This window comes from Stutzerimonas sp. R40042 (assembly GCF_026642215.1).
Classification (GTDB): domain Bacteria; phylum Pseudomonadota; class Gammaproteobacteria; order Pseudomonadales; family Pseudomonadaceae; genus Stutzerimonas; species Stutzerimonas frequens.
This window is the reverse complement of the sequence record NZ_CP113258.1, coordinates 3,110,866-3,128,281: the sequence shown is the minus strand read 5'-3', so window position 1 is coordinate 3,128,281 and position 17,416 is coordinate 3,110,866. Positions and strand designations below refer to the sequence as shown.

General features: G+C 64.7%; 18 protein-coding genes. 15 read left to right on the top strand and 3 right to left on the bottom strand.

Annotated features, from left to right (window positions below; all coding sequences use genetic code 11):
* The first annotated feature begins 64 nt into the window (after positions 1-64).
* The 8 genes from OUY36_RS14740 to OUY36_RS14705 all read left to right on the top strand — a co-directional run bounded on the left by OUY36_RS14740 (position 65) and on the right by OUY36_RS14705 (position 8,009).
* Positions 65-1,174, top strand: a complete 1,110-nt coding sequence (locus OUY36_RS14740; protein WP_267934858.1) for an NADH:flavin oxidoreductase/NADH oxidase — start codon at positions 65-67, stop codon at positions 1,172-1,174.
* Positions 1,175-1,215: 41 nt separating this feature from the next.
* Complete coding sequence (locus OUY36_RS14735) at positions 1,216-1,932, top strand: tellurite resistance TerB family protein (RefSeq protein WP_267934856.1); 717 nt, start codon at positions 1,216-1,218, stop codon at positions 1,930-1,932.
* 124 nt (positions 1,933-2,056) lie between these two features.
* A protein-coding gene (prfB, locus tag OUY36_RS14730) for a peptide chain release factor 2 (protein ID WP_100218733.1) occupies positions 2,057-3,152 on the top strand; the annotation gives its coding sequence in 2 pieces (ribosomal slippage) (positions 2,057-2,128 and positions 2,130-3,152; 1,095 coding nt in all).
* Positions 3,153-3,215: 63 nt separating this feature from the next.
* Positions 3,216-4,718 carry a lysine--tRNA ligase gene (gene lysS, locus OUY36_RS14725; protein WP_267934855.1) on the top strand — a complete coding sequence of 501 codons (1,503 nt, stop codon included), beginning with the start codon at positions 3,216-3,218 and terminating at the stop codon, positions 4,716-4,718.
* Positions 4,719-4,808: 90 nt separating this feature from the next.
* Positions 4,809-6,104: a flavohemoglobin expression-modulating QEGLA motif protein gene (locus tag OUY36_RS14720; protein WP_267934853.1), complete on the top strand. Its 1,296-nt coding sequence runs from the start codon at positions 4,809-4,811 to the stop codon at positions 6,102-6,104.
* A gap of 52 nt (positions 6,105-6,156) precedes the next feature.
* A complete protein-coding gene (locus OUY36_RS14715; protein WP_003300754.1) occupies positions 6,157-6,816 on the top strand; it encodes a Bax inhibitor-1 family protein in 660 nt (219 codons plus the stop codon).
* Positions 6,817-6,874: 58 nt separating this feature from the next.
* Entirely contained in the window at positions 6,875-7,621 is a 747-nt protein-coding gene (locus OUY36_RS14710) for a TIGR00266 family protein (protein ID WP_063539981.1), read from the top strand.
* A gap of 64 nt (positions 7,622-7,685) precedes the next feature.
* Positions 7,686-8,009, top strand: coding sequence for a hypothetical protein (locus OUY36_RS14705; protein ID WP_063539980.1), 324 nt, complete (start codon positions 7,686-7,688; stop codon positions 8,007-8,009).
* Positions 8,010-8,076: 67 nt separating this feature from the next.
* On the opposite strand, the gene OUY36_RS14700 is transcribed toward OUY36_RS14705, so the two are convergent.
* The 3 genes from OUY36_RS14700 to OUY36_RS14690 form a co-directional block, all read right to left on the bottom strand.
* Positions 8,077-8,859 (bottom strand): OmpA family protein, encoded by a 783-nt coding sequence (locus OUY36_RS14700; protein WP_063539979.1) that lies wholly within the window; start codon positions 8,857-8,859, stop codon positions 8,077-8,079.
* A 50-nt stretch (positions 8,860-8,909) separates the two neighbouring features.
* Positions 8,910-9,302, bottom strand: coding sequence for a DUF4398 domain-containing protein (locus OUY36_RS14695; protein ID WP_063539978.1), 393 nt, complete (start codon positions 9,300-9,302; stop codon positions 8,910-8,912).
* A gap of 270 nt (positions 9,303-9,572) precedes the next feature.
* Positions 9,573-9,914 (bottom strand): pilin assembly protein, encoded by a 342-nt coding sequence (locus OUY36_RS14690; protein ID WP_267934852.1) that lies wholly within the window; start codon positions 9,912-9,914, stop codon positions 9,573-9,575.
* A 251-nt stretch (positions 9,915-10,165) separates the two neighbouring features.
* Between OUY36_RS14690 and ppc the strand changes: the two genes are divergently transcribed.
* The 7 genes from ppc to OUY36_RS14655 all read left to right on the top strand — a co-directional run bounded on the left by ppc (position 10,166) and on the right by OUY36_RS14655 (position 17,389).
* A complete protein-coding gene (ppc, locus tag OUY36_RS14685; RefSeq protein WP_267934851.1) occupies positions 10,166-12,805 on the top strand; it encodes a phosphoenolpyruvate carboxylase in 2,640 nt (879 codons plus the stop codon).
* A 243-nt stretch (positions 12,806-13,048) separates the two neighbouring features.
* Positions 13,049-13,696 carry an adenylate kinase gene (adk, locus tag OUY36_RS14680; protein WP_063539975.1) on the top strand — a complete coding sequence of 216 codons (648 nt, stop codon included), beginning with the start codon at positions 13,049-13,051 and terminating at the stop codon, positions 13,694-13,696.
* 132 nt (positions 13,697-13,828) lie between these two features.
* Positions 13,829-14,506 (top strand): tRNA (adenosine(37)-N6)-threonylcarbamoyltransferase complex dimerization subunit type 1 TsaB, encoded by a 678-nt coding sequence (tsaB, locus tag OUY36_RS14675; RefSeq protein WP_152481516.1) that lies wholly within the window; start codon positions 13,829-13,831, stop codon positions 14,504-14,506.
* Between the two features lie 64 nt (positions 14,507-14,570).
* Positions 14,571-14,915: a hypothetical protein gene (locus tag OUY36_RS14670; protein ID WP_063539973.1), complete on the top strand. Its 345-nt coding sequence runs from the start codon at positions 14,571-14,573 to the stop codon at positions 14,913-14,915.
* 11 nt (positions 14,916-14,926) lie between these two features.
* Complete coding sequence (locus OUY36_RS14665; RefSeq protein ID WP_267938186.1) at positions 14,927-15,784, top strand: DUF72 domain-containing protein; 858 nt, start codon at positions 14,927-14,929, stop codon at positions 15,782-15,784.
* 67 nt (positions 15,785-15,851) lie between these two features.
* Positions 15,852-16,541, top strand: a complete 690-nt coding sequence (locus tag OUY36_RS14660) for an extensin-like domain-containing protein (protein WP_267934850.1) — start codon at positions 15,852-15,854, stop codon at positions 16,539-16,541.
* 71 nt (positions 16,542-16,612) lie between these two features.
* Entirely contained in the window at positions 16,613-17,389 is a 777-nt protein-coding gene (locus OUY36_RS14655; RefSeq protein ID WP_063539970.1) for a class I SAM-dependent methyltransferase, read from the top strand.
* The last annotated feature ends 27 nt before the right edge of the window (positions 17,390-17,416 follow it).

Here is a 17,416-nt window from a genome sequence, read left to right as displayed (position 1 = left end):
ACGGGCGCGGAAACGGTCTCTACTGATGGGTGTCCAACCCGCATCCACGACAGTAGAGGCCGACATGTCCCAGCTTTTCCAGCCGCTTACCCTGCGCCAGCTCAAACTGCCCAACCGGATTGCCGTATCGCCCATGTGCCAGTACTCGGCGAAGGCGGGGATGGCCAACGACTGGCATCTGGTGCATCTGGGCAGCCGCGCCGTCGGTGGCGCCGGACTGGTGATCGTCGAGGCGACGGCGGTCAGCCCTGAGGGGCGTATTTCGCCGGATGACCTGGGCATCTGGTCCGACGAGCATGTCGAGCCATTGCGGCGGATCACCCGCTTCATCGAGGCGCAGGGCGCATTCGCCGGTGTGCAGCTGGCCCATGCCGGGCGCAAGGCGAGCACCTGGCGGCCCTGGCTCGGCAAGCATGGCAGCGTGCCGATCGCTGCCGGCGGCTGGGCGCCGGTGGGGCCGTCCGCCATCGCCTTCTCGCCGGAACATGCGGTGCCCACGGTGCTGGACGATGCCGGCATCGCGGGCGTCGTGCAAGCGTTCGTCGAGGCAGCCGAGCGCTCATTGGCAGCCGGCTTCAAGGTCGCCGAGGTGCATGCGGCCCATGGCTACCTGCTGCATCAGTTCCTTTCGCCGCTCTCCAACCAGCGTCAGGATCGCTATGGCGGCTCGTTCGACAACCGCATCCGTCTGCTGCTGGAGGTCACCGCTGCGGTGCGCCAGGTCTGGCCCGAGGAGTTGCCGCTGTTCGTCCGTCTCTCGGCGACCGACTGGGTCGATGATGGCTGGAATGCAGACGAAACGGTCGAGCTTGCACGGCGGCTAAAGGGTATCGGCGTCGACCTGATCGACGTGTCATCCGGCGGCACCGCGGCCAACGCCGATATTCCAGTCGGGCCGGGCTACCAGACGCAGTTTGCCGAGCGCGTGCGCAAGGAAGCGGGTATCGCCACCGGAACGGTCGGCATGATCACCGAGGCGGTGCAGGCCGAACACATCCTGCGCACCGGCCAGGCCGACCTGATCCTGCTCGCCCGCGAACTGCTGCGCGACCCGTACTGGCCGCTGCATGCCGCCGAATACTTGCGCGACGGGTCGGTGGCCTGGCCGGCGCAGTACGTGCGTGCCGCCCATCGCGACACGCCGATCCGTCAGGTGCCCGAGTCGTTCGACTGAGCACTGCTGTTCAATCCTGATCCAACCGTTTGGGGACTTCGATGAAAACCAGTGGCCTTCTCGATCAACTGCTCAGGTCCGGTCAGGACCTGCTGCAGAAGCAGCAATCCGGTGCAGGCGGCAAACCTGGCAAAGGCGGGTTGAGCGACCTGCTTTCCGGCGTTGGCGGCGGTTCGCTCGGCAATGCCCTGTCAGGCGCCGGCGGCGGCGCGCTGGCAGCCGGTGCCATGGGCTTGCTGCTGGGCAACCGCAAGGTACGCAAGATGGGCGGCAAGGCGGTGACCTACGGCGGTCTGGCGGCACTCGGGGTGCTGGCCTACAAGGCGTACAGCAACTGGCAGGCACAGCAGGGCGGGACGCAGCAGCAGACGCCACAGACCATCGATCGCCTGCCGCCGGCAGAGGTCGAGGTCCACAGCCAGGGCATTCTCAAGGCGCTGGTGGCAGCGGCCAAGGCCGACGGCCATGTCGATGCTCGCGAGCGCCAGCTGATCGAGGCGGAGCTGGGCAAGCTCGCCGATGCTGATCTGCAGCACTGGCTGGAGGCCGAATTGAACAAGCCGCTGGACCCGGCCGATGTGGCCAGTGCCGCCAGCACCCCGGAGATGGCTGCCGAGATGTACCTGGCCAGCGTACTGATGGTCGACGAGGAGCATTTCATGGAGCGTGCCTACCTCGACGAACTGGCTCGCTGCCTGCAGCTCGATCCGCAACTCAAAGGCGAACTGGAAAGCCAGGTACGTGGTGTCAGTGCCTGACCAGCCATCATGAGGGCAAATCCGTTTCCTGACCGTCCGCCGGCACGCCCAGCGGGCTGTCAGCACGGGTTGGCTGAGTTATAATCGCCGGCTTTTGCACCGTCCGATTGAGAGCTGCCTACCTATGGAAATCAACCCGATCCTCAACAGCATCAAGGACCTGTCCGAGCGCACCCAGTCAATTCGGGGGTATCTTTGACTACGATCAGAAGCATGATCGTCTCGTCGAAGTAAACCGCGAACTCGAAGACCCGAACGTCTGGAACAAGCCCGAATACGCCCAGAGCCTGGGCCGTGAACGCGCTACCCTGGCGCAGATCGTCGAAACCATCGACGACCTGACCGGTAGCCTGGCCGATTCGCGCGACCTGCTGGAAATGGCCGCCGAAGAAAACGACGAAGGCGCCGTGAACGACATCGTGGCCGAAGTCGAGCGCCTGCGCGAAATTCTCGAGAAGCTCGAGTTCCGCCGCATGTTCAGCCACGAGATGGACCCCAACAACTGCTACCTCGATATCCAGGCTGGCTCCGGCGGTACCGAGGCCCAGGACTGGGCCAACATCCTGCTGCGCATGTACCTGCGCTGGGCCGACAAGCGCGGCTTCAGCGCCGAGATCGTCGAGCTGTCCGAGGGTGAGGTCGCCGGCATCAAGGGCGCCACCGTACACATCAAGGGCGAATACGCCTTCGGCTGGCTGCGCACCGAGATCGGCGTGCACCGCCTGGTGCGCAAGAGTCCGTTCGACTCCGGCGCCCGTCGCCACACCTCGTTCTCGGCGGTATTCGTATCGCCCGAGATCGACGACAAGGTGGAGATCGAGATCAACCCGGCCGACCTGCGCATCGACACCTACCGCTCCTCGGGCGCTGGTGGTCAGCACGTCAACACCACTGACTCGGCGGTGCGTATCACCCACGTACCGACCAACACCGTGGTGGCCTGCCAGAACGAACGTTCCCAGCACGCGAACAAGGACACCGCCATGAAGATGCTGCGGGCCAAGTTGTACGAGCTGGAAATGCAGAAGCGCAACGCCGCCTCTCAGGCGCTGGAAGACAGCAAGTCGGACATCGGCTGGGGCCACCAGATCCGTTCCTATGTGCTCGACGACTCGCGCATCAAGGATCTGCGTACCGGCGTGGAACGCAGCGATTGCCAGAAGGTGCTCGACGGCGACCTCGACGGGTACCTCGAAGCCAGCCTCAAACAGGGGCTCTGAGCGCAGCCGCACGCCTCAAGCCGCAAGCACCCCATTGAAACGATTTGACCGGGACGACCCGCAATGAGCGAACAACCGCTGAACCAGCACGCCATCCAAGAGGAAGAAAACAAGCTGATTGCCCAGCGCAAGGAAAAGCTTGCTGCCGTGCGTGAGCAGGGCAATGCCTTCCCCAACGACTTCCGTCGCGACCGCTATGCAGGCGACCTGCAGAAACAGTACGCCGAGAAGACCAAGGAAGAGCTGGAAGCGGCCGCCATTCCGGTCAAGGTCGCCGGGCGCATCATGCTCAACCGCGGGCCGTTCATGGTGCTGCAGGACATGAGCGGGCGCATCCAGGTCTACGTCGATCGCAAGACCCTGCCGGCCGAGCAGGTTGAGGCGGTCAAGCACTTCGACCTGGGCGACATCATTGCCGCCGAGGGCACCTTGGCGCGTTCGGGCAAGGGCGACCTGTACGTCTACATGAGCAACGTGCGCCTGCTGACCAAGTCGCTGCGTCCGCTGCCGGACAAGTTCCACGGCCTGACCGACACCGAGCAGCGCTATCGTCAGCGCTACGTCGACCTGATGGTCAACGAGGAAGTGCGCGAGACGTTCCGCGTGCGCTCCCAGGTCATCGCCCACATCCGCAAGTTCCTCGCCGAGCGTGACTTCCTCGAAGTGGAAACGCCGATGCTGCAGACCATCCCCGGCGGCGCCGCGGCCAAGCCGTTCGAGACCCACCACAACGCGCTGGACATGCCGATGTTCCTGCGCATCGCACCGGAGCTCTACCTCAAGCGTCTGGTCGTCGGTGGCTTCGAGCGCGTGTTCGAGATCAACCGCAACTTCCGTAACGAAGGCGTCTCGACCCGGCACAACCCCGAGTTCACCATGCTCGAGTTCTACCAGGCCTATGCCGACTACGAAGACAACATGGACCTGACCGAGGAGCTGTTCCGCGAGCTGGCCCAGGCCGTGCTCGGCAGCACCGACGTGCCCTACGGCGACAAGGTGTTCCACTTCGGCGAGCCCTTCGCGCGGCTGTCGGTGTTCGACTCGATCCTCAAGTTCAACCCGGAAATTTCGGCCGCCGATCTCAACGACCTGGAGAAGGCCCGTGCCATCGCCAAGAAAGCGGGTGCCAAGCTGCTCGGCCACGAAGGCCTGGGCAAGCTGCAGGTGATGATTTTCGAGGAGCTGGTCGAGCACAAGCTGGAGCAGCCGACCTTCATCACCGAGTACCCGTTCGAGGTTTCGCCGCTGGCCCGGCGCAACGATCGCAACCCCAACGTCACCGACCGCTTCGAGCTGTTCATCGGTGGCCGCGAGATCGCCAACGCCTATTCCGAGCTCAACGATGCCGAGGATCAGGCCGAGCGCTTCCATGCCCAGGTGGCCGACAAGGATGCTGGTGACGACGAGGCCATGCACTTCGATGCCGACTTCGTTCGTGCGCTGGAGTACGGTATGCCGCCGACCGCCGGCGAGGGAATCGGCATCGATCGCTTGGTGATGCTGCTGACCAACTCGCCTTCGATCCGCGACGTGATCCTCTTCCCGCACATGCGTCCGGAACTCTGATCCACTGAGCGTCGACCGACCCGCAGTGTGCCGGCCTTGGCCGCTGCGGGTATAACCTCAAGGGTACGGGTCATCCGTGAAGAGGGACCGATGAACAGCCGTAACAACCTGGACGAGTATCAGACCATCGTGCGCGGGCTGTCCGACCGCATCGTCGAGGCGCAGACGCCGGTGCGCGTGCTGGACGCAGTGAAGTGGGACGAGAATACCCGCCAGGGCTTTTTCGCCGCCAAGGGCCGCGAGCTGCCGAAGATCGATCGCACCTACTACGAAGGCCGCCCGCTGGCCTTCGACTCCAGCGCGAAGAAGCAGGAATTCCAGGACATCGAGCGCGACATCACCCGTCAGCTCGGCCAGTTCAACCCGGTCGGGCAGATCATGCGGCGCATGTGCAAGGAATACCGCATGGTCATCCGTATGCTCGAGGCGCGTGGCACGCCGGACTTCGGCATGATCTCCCAGGAGCTCTACGGCGCGGCGTCCGATGCCTTCCACGCCGGCGACCCGACCCTGGCCGACCTCGGCCTGATGCTCTCCGACTACCTGAACAACATCGCCGACCGCGGCGACCTGCGTGACGAGCCGAAGAATCTCACCGCGCCGCAGGCCGTCGAGCTGCTGCAGAAGCGCCTGGATGTGGTGTTCGGCGAAGGCGAGGGCGTGATCCGCGTCTTCGAGTCCGACGGCATCCTCGCTGACGCGGCGGCCGGCGCCGACTACATCAAGATCCGCAGCGACGCGCTGTTCAACGAGCGTGACGTGCGCGCGCTGGAGGTCCACGAAGGGCTGGTGCACGTTGGCACCACGCTCAACGGGCAGAACCAGCCGATCTGCACCTTCCTGGCCAAGGGGCCGCCGTCTTCCACGGTCACTCAGGAAGGCCTGGCAATCCTGATGGAGGTGATCGCCTTCGCCTCCTACCCGACGCGCCTGCGCAAGCTGACCAACCGCACCCGCGCCATCCACATGGCCGAGGAGGGCGCGGATTTTCTCGACGTGTTCGCCTTCTTCCGCGAGCAGGGCTATGGCGACGACGAGAGCTACAGCAACGCCAGCCGTGTGTTCCGTGGCTCGACGCCCGATGGCCTGCCTTTCACCAAGGACCTGTCCTACCTGAAGGGCTTCATCATGATCTACAACTACATCCAGCTCGCCGTGCGCAAGGGCCGGCTGGAGCAGATCCCGCTGCTGTTCTGCGGCAAGACCACGCTGGAGGACATGCGCACGCTGCGCCAGCTGGTGGACGAGGGCATGGTCGCCCCGCCCAAGTACCTGCCGCAGCAGTTCCAGGACCTCAACGCGCTGTCGGCCTGGATGTGCTTCTCCAACTTCCTCAATCACCTGAGCCTCGATCGTATCGAAGCGGATTACGCCAACATCCTCTGAGCAGCCTCGGAACAGACTCCGAATCAGTCATCACGCAAGGAAGCGTAACGACATGGAAAACTCCGTCTTTGCCCGTCAGTCCAGCCCACTGGACCGTACCCTCTCGGCTGGCGCCTACAACCTCGTCATCGGCCTGACCCTCTGCTGGGGCTTCTGGGTCAACTGGTGGATGGTCGGCAACATTCCGGTCGAGTCCATTCGCAGCATCCATCCCTGGCTGTTCTTCGGTGGCTACTTCGCCAGTTGCCTGACCGGCGCATGGCTGTTTCACAGTTCGAACAAGCCCTGGGTCAGTTTCCTCGGTTACAACCTGGTGGTGGTGCCGTTCGGGCTGATCGTCAACCTGGTGGTCAGCCGCTACGACAGCGCGCTGGTGCACGAGGCGATCCGTATCACCGCGCTGGTCACCCTGGGCATGATGGCGCTCGGCACGCTGTTTCCGCGCTTCTTCGCCAGCATCGCCAGCGCACTGACGGTGGCGCTGCTGCTGGTGATCGTCGTCGAACTGGTCGAGCTGTTCATCCTCGGCATCCACCATGGCGTGATCGACTGGATCGTGGTGCTGATCTTCTGCGGTTATGTCGGTGTCGACTGGGGGCGGGCGAACCAGATCCCCAAGACCCTGGACAACGCCATCGATAGCGCTGCCGCGCTCTATATGGACATCATCAACCTGTTCCTGCGTATCCTGCGCATTCTCGGGCGCAAGTAGGCGAGGGCCGGCCGAGGCCGCTCTCGCCGCGCTGCAATCACAGGACCAGGAGCTCGCCGTGACCAGTCACGAACTCGAATACGAAATCCTCGGACAATCCGCGCAGAGCGTGGAGATCATCCTCGACCCCGGCGAGACGGTGATCGCCGAGGCCGGCGCGATGAACTACATGACCGATGGCGTGCGCTTCGAAGCACGCATGGGCGATGGCTCGGCGAGCGGTGTGCTCGGCAAGCTGTGGGGCATGGGCAAGCGGATGATCACCGGCGAGTCGCTGTTCCTCACCCATTTCACCAATGAAGGCAGGGGCAAGTCGCGTGTGGCCTTCGCGGCGCCTTATCCCGGTACGGTGGTGCCGGTGGACCTCGCGGCGGTAGGCGGCACGCTGATCTGCCAGAAGGATTCCTTCCTTTGTGCCGCTTTCGGCACGCGGATCGGTGTGAGCTTCAGCAAGCGCATCGGTGCCGGCTTCTTTGGCGGCGAAGGTTTCGTCCTGCAGCGTCTGGATGGCGATGGACTGGCCTTCGTGCACGCAGGCGGAACGGTAATCCGCAAGGAACTGAACAACGAAACCCTGCGCCTGGACACTGGGTGCCTGGTGGCCTTCACGCCCGGTATCGATTACGACATCCAGCTCGCCGGTGGACTCAAGAGCATGTTGTTCGGTGGCGAAGGGCTGCTGCTGACGACCCTGAAGGGCACCGGCAGCGTCTGGATCCAGAGCCTGCCGTTTTCGCGGCTGGCCGAACGGGTCTACGAGGCGACCTACCAGGCCCGCGGCGAAACCCGTGCCGGTGGAAAATGAGGCGACTCGCAGCGCGCCAGATTTGTCACAATCCGCTTTTGACTTTGTCCTGCCGAGATCATCCATGTCCGAACGTAATCTGATCCCCTATATCCTCACCGCCGTCGGCACCGTCATCGGGACGGTCGGGGTGCTCAGCTACTACGGCTACGTGCATGTCGCCAAGCCCGAGGATGCCTTGTTGCTGGCGGACTTCACCATGCTCAAGACCATACCGGGCGAGGATTATCGGGTATCGCTGAAGCCGGCCTCGCAGGTGGCTCAGTGCATCGATGGTGTGCTGGTGCTGTTCGATACCGAGCAGAAGGGCCTGACCGGCGTGCTGGTGGACAACAGGAAGCGGGCAGTGCGCTGCATGGATCAGGACGCGCCGCAGGAGAGCAAATAAAACAGCCCGTCAGGGCGACGGGCTGCAAAAGGGCTGGGCATCAGTGCGCGATGCCCATGCTCCACGGTCACTCCATCGACGAGCGCGGAGCGACGCGCTTGTTGTCGTTGGAGATGGTCACCTCGACGCGGCGATTCATGGCGCGGCTGGACGGCGAGTCGTTGCTCGCAACCGGGTACTGCTCGCCATAGCCCACCGCCTGGATGCGCTGTGGGTCGACGCCCGCGTGGGTCAATGCGCGGCGCACGGATTGGGCGCGGCGCTCGGACAGCTGCTGGTTGTAAGAGTCGGAGCCGGTGCTGTCGGTATAACCCTCGACCACCACCTTGCGCTCCGGATTCTCGTTCAGGAACTCAGCAAGCTTCTGGATGCCGCGCATACCGGCGGGTTTCAGTTCGGCCTTGTCCAGGTCGAACAGCACGTCACCGAAGGTCACCAGCGTGCCGCGTTCGGTCTGCTTGGCCTGCATGTCTTCCTGCAGCTTGCGGATCTGCGCCTCGCGCGCTTCCAGGCGCGCCTCGGCGCGCTGTGCCGAAGTCTTGCCCAGTTCCTCTTCGGCGCTGCGCAGGGCAATGGTCTGTTCGGCCAGCTCGATGCGGCGCTTGGTCAGGTAGGCCAGCTGGTCCACCGTCTCCTCGTCCGCATCGTTCAGATAGGCCTTGTTGGCCTTGTCCAGCATGGTGCCGGCATCCTGGGTTTCCAGCGCGGCCAGCTTGTTGGCACGCGAGTCGGCCTGCAGCGCGGAGTAGCTGCTGCGGGCTTCTTCGAGGTTCTGATTGGGCTGGTTGGCGCAGGCCACCAGGCCAATGCTCAGAGCCAGAAGAGTCGGTAGGGTTACGAGCTTGTGCATGACGAATTCATCCTTTGTGCAATAAACGGAATGTCGAACCTGATGCGGGTTCAGCGAACGCTGCGCATGCTTTCCTCGCGCAGCTCACGGATTCCCTGCTGTGCGTCCTCAACGGCCTTCTGCGCCTTGGCCGCTTCGGCCTTGCGCTCGGCAACGCGGGCATCCCATTCGGCCTGTTCGGCCAGCTTGCGGGCTTGTTCGTAGTTTTCCTTCTGCATGGCCAGCTCGGCCTCTTTCCATTTTTCCTGCGCGGCACGCATCTCCACGGCGGCGTACTCGGTGCCGCCCGCGCTGACCGCGCTGCGCACTGCCGATTCGGTCACCGCGAACTGCTCGGTCGGTGGGTTGCCCGCACAGGCCGTCAGCAGCAGGCCGCCCAATGCAATGGCTGCAAGCTTGGGTAGCTGGAATCTCGAAGCGTGGGTTGCGACAGCTTTGTTCATGGTCAGTCTCCAGTTCGAATTGCTTAACGGATAGCTACCGTCCCTGGCCGGGCAGTGGGCTGATTAGTGCACTACCGATGTCGGGACATATTTTTGTGAGGTCACACGGCGCCAAACGTTCCGTCGAATTGGCGGGCTAGAGCGGTCGTCAGCGAAACGGCAAGGGGGTGAAGTGTGTAACGAGGGCAGAGCCGCGCGGGATTTCGCGCAGCAGAGGGGAGTGCGGCCGCCGGCGCTGCGCGCTCGCGGCCGCTAGCAGCGACCGATGACTCAGCTGTTTGCGTCTGGCTCGTCGAGCATGCGCTTGAGGTGCTTGCGCGACAGCTCGAGAAAGCGCGGAGTGGGGCCCACGTCTTCATAGACCGGGTCGCCCTGTTCGTCGGTGGCGATCACATGCGTGCCGCGTACATAGGGCAGGCTGGTCTCGACCGCTTCGAGGGCGGCGCCGACCAGTTCGCCGAGCAGCGCCTCTGTGCTGCGCTTGGGATACATCTCGGCCAGGGCGGCCAGCCGTGCCGCGCTCTCGACATCCAGGGGGATGCTGTAGGTGGTATGGCTCATGCGGCCCTTGGCGTCGCGCTCCCAATGACTGACAAGCTCGGAAATTCTCATGGTTACTCCTTAATGCCCGCGCGCACGAGCGGTGATAGCGGTGATGACTGGGCTTGCATGCTCACGCGCGCTAGCCATTGATGCCTTGTCATGGCGCTGCGCGGTGGGCACTCTGGTTGGAGATAATTTCAGCGTAGCCGTTCAGGATCGTTTGCCCAGCGAAGCGTCTGATGCATAGCGGCGAATCGGTCGGTCAAGACTGGCGAGGCTCGCGAAACTCATTGGCCGTATTGGCGGGAGGAGCAAAGGTCATGGCGAAAATCATCGATGCGCGCCTGCGCGACAACGTGCATCTGCTCGGCGAGCTGCTCGGCAATACCATCCGTGCCCAGCACGGCGATCAGTTCTTCGACAAGATCGAGCGCATTCGCAAGGGGGCCAAGGCCGCCCGGCGAGGATCCGCCGAGGGTGCGCAGCAGCTGGCAGAGACGCTGGACAGCCTGGACGAGCACGAGCTGCTGCCGATGACCCGGGCGTTCAACCAGTTTCTCAACCTGGCCAACATCGCCGAGCAGTATCACCAGGTCCGTCGCCGTACAGCCAGTGAGCCTGCGCCGTTCGAGGCGAGCGTCTTCCCCGATCTGCTCGAACGCCTGAAGGCGGCCGGCCACGGCGACGAGTTTCTCGCCCGCCAGGTCAGCCGGCTGGATATCGAGCTGGTGTTGACAGCCCACCCGACCGAGGTATCGCGGCGCACCCTGATCCAGAAGTACGACGCCATCGCCGAGCAGCTGGCGGCACGCGACCACACCGATCTCTCGGCCGCCGAGCTGGCCCGGATCGAGCTGCAGCTGCAGCGTCTGGTCGCCGAGGTGTGGCACACCGAGGAAATCCGTCGCAACCGGCCGACGCCGGTGGAAGAGGCCAGGTGGGGCTTTGCGGCGATCGAGAACTCGTTGTGGAAGGCCGTACCCAATGTCCTGCGCCAGACCGATGCCACGCTGCGCCGACTGACCGGCCTGCACCTGCCGCTGGAGGCAGCACCGATTCGCTTCGCTTCCTGGATGGGCGGCGACCGCGACGGCAATCCCAATGTCACCGCAATGGTCTCCCGCGAAGTTCTGCTGACGGCACGCTGGGTCGCCGCCGACCTGTACCTGCGGGAGATCGAGGGGCTGATCACGGCGCTGTCGATGAGCGCGGCCAGTGACGAGCTGCTACGCCAGACGGGGGAGTCGCCCGAACCCTACCGCGTATTGCTCAAGCCACTGCGTCAGCGCTTGCGGGCGACCCGTGACTGGGCGCGGGCCGCCATCGAGCACGGCCAGCCAGCGCCGGCAGACGTGCTGCAGGATTGCGCGCAGCTGCGGCGACCGCTGGAACTGTGCTACCGCTCGCTGCATGCCTGCGGCATGGGCATGATCGCCGACGGCGCCTTGCTCGATTGCCTGCGTCGGCTTGCCGTGTTCGGCCTGTTCCTGGTGCGCCTGGATATCCGCCAGGATGCCGCTCGCCATGCCGCTGCGCTGGCCGAGATCACCGACTATCTGGGCCTGGGCGACTACCAGCAGTGGGACGAGCAGCGTCGGCTGGAATGGCTTCAGCAGGAGTTGGGCAACCGCCGCCCATTGTTGCCGGCCCACTATCACCCGTCAGCCGATACCGCCGAAGTGCTGGCTACCTGCGCGGTGATCGCCGAGGCGCCTGCCACTTCTCTGGGCTCCTATGTGATTTCCATGGCGCACGCGGCCTCCGACGTGCTCGCCGTGCAGCTGCTGCTCAAGGAAGCCGGCCTGCAGCGCCCGATGCGCGTGGTGCCGCTGTTCGAAACCCTTGATGACCTGAACAACGCCGCGCCGATCATCGACCGTCTGCTGTCTCTGCCCGGCTACCGTCAGCGGCTGCACGGACCGCAGGAAGTGATGATCGGCTACTCCGATTCGGCTAAGGATGCCGGCACCACGGCGGCGGCCTGGGCTCAGTACCGCGCTCAGGAGCAACTGGTGGAGGTCTGTCGCGAGCACGGCGTGGAGCTGCTGCTGTTCCACGGCCGTGGTGGCACCGTCGGGCGTGGTGGCGGCCCGGCGCATGCGGCGATCCTTTCGCAACCGCCGGGATCGGTCGACGGGCGGTTCCGTACGACCGAACAGGGCGAGATGATTCGCTTCAAGTTCGGGCTTCCGGATATCGCCGAGCAGAATCTGAATCTGTACCTCGCCGCCGTGCTGGAAGCGACGCTTCTGCCGCCACCGTTGCCTGAAGCCGGTTGGCGGGAAACCATGGATCGCCTGGCCGCGGATGGGGTCAGCGCCTACCGCGGCGTAGTGCGTGAGCATCCACTGTTCGTCGAGTATTTCCGCCAGGCCACGCCTGAGCTTGAGCTGGGCCGCCTGCCGTTGGGCAGCCGCCCAGCCAAGCGCCGCGAAGGCGGCGTGGAGAGCCTGCGGGCGATCCCCTGGATTTTCGCCTGGACCCAGACCCGACTGATGCTGCCGGCCTGGCTGGGCTGGGAGCACGCCCTGCATCGTGCTCTGGAGCGCGGCGAGGCGGAAAGGCTGGCCGAGATGCGCGCGCGCTGGCCATTCTTCAGCACACGCATCGACATGCTGGAGATGGTGCTGGCCAAGGCCGACGCCGACATCGCTCGGCGCTACGACGAGCGGCTGGTGCAACCTGAGCTGCTTTCGCTGGGCGGCGATCTGCGTGACCGATTGTCGCAGGTCATCGGTGCGGTGCTGAGCCTGACCGGCCAGTCAGATCTGCTCGATCACAGCCCCAAGACCCAGGAGGCGTTTAGTCTGCGCAACACTTACCTGGATCCGCTGCACCTGATGCAGATCGAGTTGCTGGCACGTTCGCGAAATTGCCAGAGCCCGGCCGAGAGCCCTTTGGAGCAAGCCTTGCTGGTCAGCGTGGCGGGTATCGCCGCTGGGCTGCGCAACACCGGCTAAGGTGTCCGGCGAGCGGATCGGCGGGCATACAGCTACCCTGACAGCCCGGTCGCCCGGCTACCAATTCCGCGATTTATGCAGGGTGATAGACGCTTTGGGGACGGCTTGTGCCGTCCCGGTGCGCTGTGTATCGTGTTCAACCTTTTGTCGCATGGCGGCAAACCAGAATTTTTGATTCGACAGCGACGAGCCGCACCGGCCCGCTGGCGATCACCCCCTTCCAAGAAAATCGAGGACTCATCCATGCGTGTGATTCTGCTGGGAGCGCCCGGTGCCGGCAAAGGTACCCAGGCAGGCTTCATTACCAAAAAATTCGGTATTCCGCAGATCTCCACGGGCGACATGCTGCGTGCGGCTGTCAAGGCCGGCACCGAACTCGGCCTCAAGGCCAAGAGCGTGATGGATGCTGGCGGTCTGGTGTCCGATGACCTGATCATCAACCTAGTCAAGGAGCGCATCGCTCAGCCCGATTGCGCCAATGGTTTTCTCTTCGACGGTTTCCCACGCACCATTCCGCAGGCCGAAGCGCTGAAGGAAGCCGGTGTGCGCATCGACAACGTGATCGAAATCGCCGTGGACGATGAAGAGATCGTTGGCCGTATCGCCGGTCGTCGTGTGCATCCGGCCTCCGGTCGCGTCTATCACACCGAGCACAATCCGCCGAAGGTTGCCGGCAAGGACGACGAGACTGGAGAAGAGCTGATCCAGCGCGAAGACGACAAGGAAGAGACCGTGCGTCACCGCCTGTCCGTCTACCACGCGCAGACCAAGCCGCTGGTGGACTTCTACCAGAGCCTGGCCGCGGCCGAAGGCACCCCGAAATACAGCTGCATCGAAGGCGTCGGTTCCGTGGACGAGATCACCGCCAAGGTGTTCGCCGCTCTTAGCTAATCGCGCCGAGCGACACGCTTCGATCAATGCCCGTATCCTTGGATACGGGCATTTTCGTTTCTGGCTGCGCGCCGCAACCCGGCGCTTGAATGCGTTAGAATCTGCGCCTTTTTTACCGATCGGAATGCCCTGATGACCACGCTGCTGGCCCTGGATACCGCCACCGAAGCCTGCTCAGTCGCGCTGTTGCATGACGGCAAAGTGCTGAGTCACTACGAGGTGATTCCGCGCCTGCATGCCCAGCGGCTGTTGCCGATGGTGCAGACGCTTCTCGGCGAGGCGGGTGTCGGACTATCCGCCGTCGATGCCATCGCCTTCGGGCGCGGACCGGGCGCCTTCACGGGCGTGCGCATCGCCATCGGCGTGGTGCAGGGGCTGGCGTTCGCTCTGCAGCGCCCGGTGCTGCCGGTGTCCACGCTGGCAACCATCGCGCAGCGGGCCTGGCGCGAACAGGGCACGACGCAGGTCGCCGCGGCCATCGACGCACGCATGGACGAGGTCTACTGGGGCTGTTACCGCGAGCAGCGCGGGGAGATGCGGCTGGTCGGCAGCGAGGCCGTGCTTCCGCCCGAGCAGGCCGTTCTGCCGCGCGCTGCGGACGGCGACTGGTTCGGCGCCGGCACTGGCTGGGGCTATGCCGAGCGCATACCGGTGGCGGTGCAGGGCTGCGACGCCGCCCTGTTGCCCCACGCCGAAGACCTGCTGCGCCTGGCTGCGTTTGCCTGGCAGCGTGGCGAGGCGCTGGAGGCCGATCAGGCCCAGCCGGTGTACCTGCGCGACAACGTCGCGACGCCGAAAGGGATCAAATGACGCGAGCCGTTGCCAAAGCCATGGCCGCCCGTTAGAGTCGCCGGGCCTCTGATCGAGTCCAATGATGCGCGTCGATAGCTTCCTCCCTGTCCCCTATGCAACGGATCGTTCTGCCCGTACCGGCAGGGCGGCGGATAGCTATGGGGAAACGCAGCGGGCCGCACAGGCTCAGCGCGGTGTCGATTCGCGCACCGGGCAGGGCTATCAGCCGCAGGCCGATCGCCCGCAGCAGCGGGTCAATTCCAGCGCGCTGGTCGAGCGCTACGCCGCCTTCCGCTATGACGAGCCGCAACCCGAGCGGCCGCTTTCCAGCCGTGTCGCGCAGGCCTTGGCCAGCTATACCAGCACCGCCAGCATGCGTATCGACCTCGATGACACCGAGGTGCTCGGGCTCGATCTCTACGCCTGAGGCGCTTCGCTCTGCTACAGCTTCCCTACTTTCTCGGTTGCCCCTCCTGGAACGAGAGCGCCTGGCTCGGCTCGCTCTACCCGCCGTGTACGCCAGCGTCCGAATTCCTGGCCGGCTATTGCGCGGTATTCAATACGGTCGAGGGCAATACCACGCTCTATGCGTGGCCGTCGGACGACAAGGTTCAGCGCTGGGCCAGCCAGATGCCGGACGATTTTCGCTTCTGCGCCAAGTTTCCCCGGGAGATCAGCCAGGCCGAGAATCTGCATGCAGCGCTGGATGCGGCGCAGTCCTTCCGGCGCCTGTTGCAGCCGCTGGGGCGGCGGGTAACGCCGTTCTGGCTGCAGCTGCCGGCCAGCGTCGGTCCGGCCCGGCTGGCGGAGCTGGTCGCCTTCATCGAAGGCTTCGCGGCGCCGCTGGCCATCGAGGTGCGCCATCCGGCCTTCTTCGACAGGGGTGACGGTGAGCGAGCACTCAATCGTCTGCTGCGCGATCGCGGCGTGGAGCGCATCTGTCTCGACAGTCGGGCGCTGTTCAGCTGCCAATCCCGTGATCCGGCTGTGCTGCATGCGCAGAGCAAGAAGCCACGTTTGCCGGTGCGGCCGGTGGCATTCAGCGATTCGCCGCAGCTGCGCTTCGTCGGCCACCCGCAGCTGGAGGCCAACGATGCCTTTCTCGCACCCTGGCTGGACAAGGTGGCGGACTGGATCGAGGCGGGCAAGGCTCCACACGTCTACCTGCACACGCCGGACAATCACCGCGCGCCGCAGCTGGCGATGCGCTTTCATCAGCTGTTGAGCGAGCGTCTGCCTGGTATGCCAGCGCTTCCCACGCTTCGCCCGGCACCGCAGCTTTCGCTGCTGGACTGAGCGTCGGTCCGACCAGTTTTGTAAAACACTGCGCTCAACTTCACCGCTGAGTCGTTGCCCATAAGGTATGACCTTCGGCCGATTCTTCCTCCTTTTGTTGACGCTGCTGGCCGGCTTCGTGCTGGCGGTGCAGCAGCTGATCGATATCCCGCCGCGCTGGAATCCGTGGGCGCCGCTGGATATTCGCGAGCCGCCGAACCTGCTGACCTCACTCAAGCTAAGGCGCCTGCAGCAGGATCGCTCGCTCTGCGAACAGGCGCTGGCCACGGCATCGCTGCGTTACGCCGCCGTGCCGAACAGCACGCCGGAGCCGGGCTGCCCGGTGCAGAACAGTGTGCGGGTGCAGGGTTCGGACGTACGTTTCAACGGGCCGTTTCTGGCGACCTGTCCACTGGCGGCCGCCTATGCGATGTTCGAGATGCACGGCCTGCAACCGGCCGCGCAGGCTGTGTTCGGCCAGCCGGTGGTGCGCATCGATCATTTCGGCAGCTTCGCCTGCCGCAACATCGCCCGCAGCAATCGCCGTAGCCAGCATGCCAGTGCCAATGCGCTGGATCTGGCCGGCTTTCATCTGCAGGACGGCACGCGTATCACGGTGGCCAGGGATTGGCAGGGCGAGGGCGACAAGGCGCGCTTCCTGCGCCAGGTACGGGATGCGGCCTGCAAGGCGTTCAACGTGACGCTGGGGCCGGAATACAACGCGGCCCATCACGATCACTTCCATGTGGATATGGGCGGTTTCGGCATGTGCCGTTAGGTGTGCTAGCCCGGACGTCCGCAGGCCTGCTCTGGCACAATGCGCCGCTTTGAATCGTCCTCGGGTGCCCCATGTCCGCAAGCAATCCTCTGGTTCGGGTCGAGCCGCTCGCGCCGTCATTCGCCGCAGTCGCTGGCCAATGGGCGCAGCGCCTCGGTTTGCCGCAGGAGCTGGCCGAGGCCGAGTTCGCGCTGCAGGTGGGCGAGGCCGGTCTGCAGCTGCAGCTGCTCGAGGCACAGGCGCCGGGGCCGGTGCGGGTGGATTTCGTGGAGGGTGCGGCGGCGCACCGGCGGCAGTTCGGTGGTGGCAGCGGACAGATGATCGCCAAGGCAGTGGGCATTCAGCCCGGTATCCGACCGCGGGTGCTGGATGCTACCGCCGGGTTGGGGCGCGATGCCTTCGTGCTGGCAACGCTGGGTTGCGAGGTCAGTCTGATTGAACGCCAGCCGTTGATCGCTGCGCTGCTGGAGGATGGTCTGAGCCGCGCGGCTGCGGATGCGGACGTGGCCATCATCGCTGCGCGGATGAGGCTGCTCAAGGGTAACGCCATCGAATTGATGCAGCACTGGCAGGGCGAGCCGCCGCAGGTCGTCTACCTCGACCCGATGTTCCCGCACCGTGACAAAAGTGCACTGGTGAAGAAAGAGATGCGCCTGTTCCGGCCCTTCGTCGGCGACGACCTGGACGCGCCGGCGTTGCTTGCCGCCGCGCTGGAGCTGGCCAGTCACCGGGTGGTGGTCAAGCGCCCGCGCAAGGCGCCGGCCATTGATGGCGCCAAGCCCGGCTACAGTCTGGAAGGCAAGTCCAGCCGCTACGACATCTACCCGAAGAAGAAGCTGCAGGCCTGACTCCGGGCAGACGACGCTGCGCCGGGC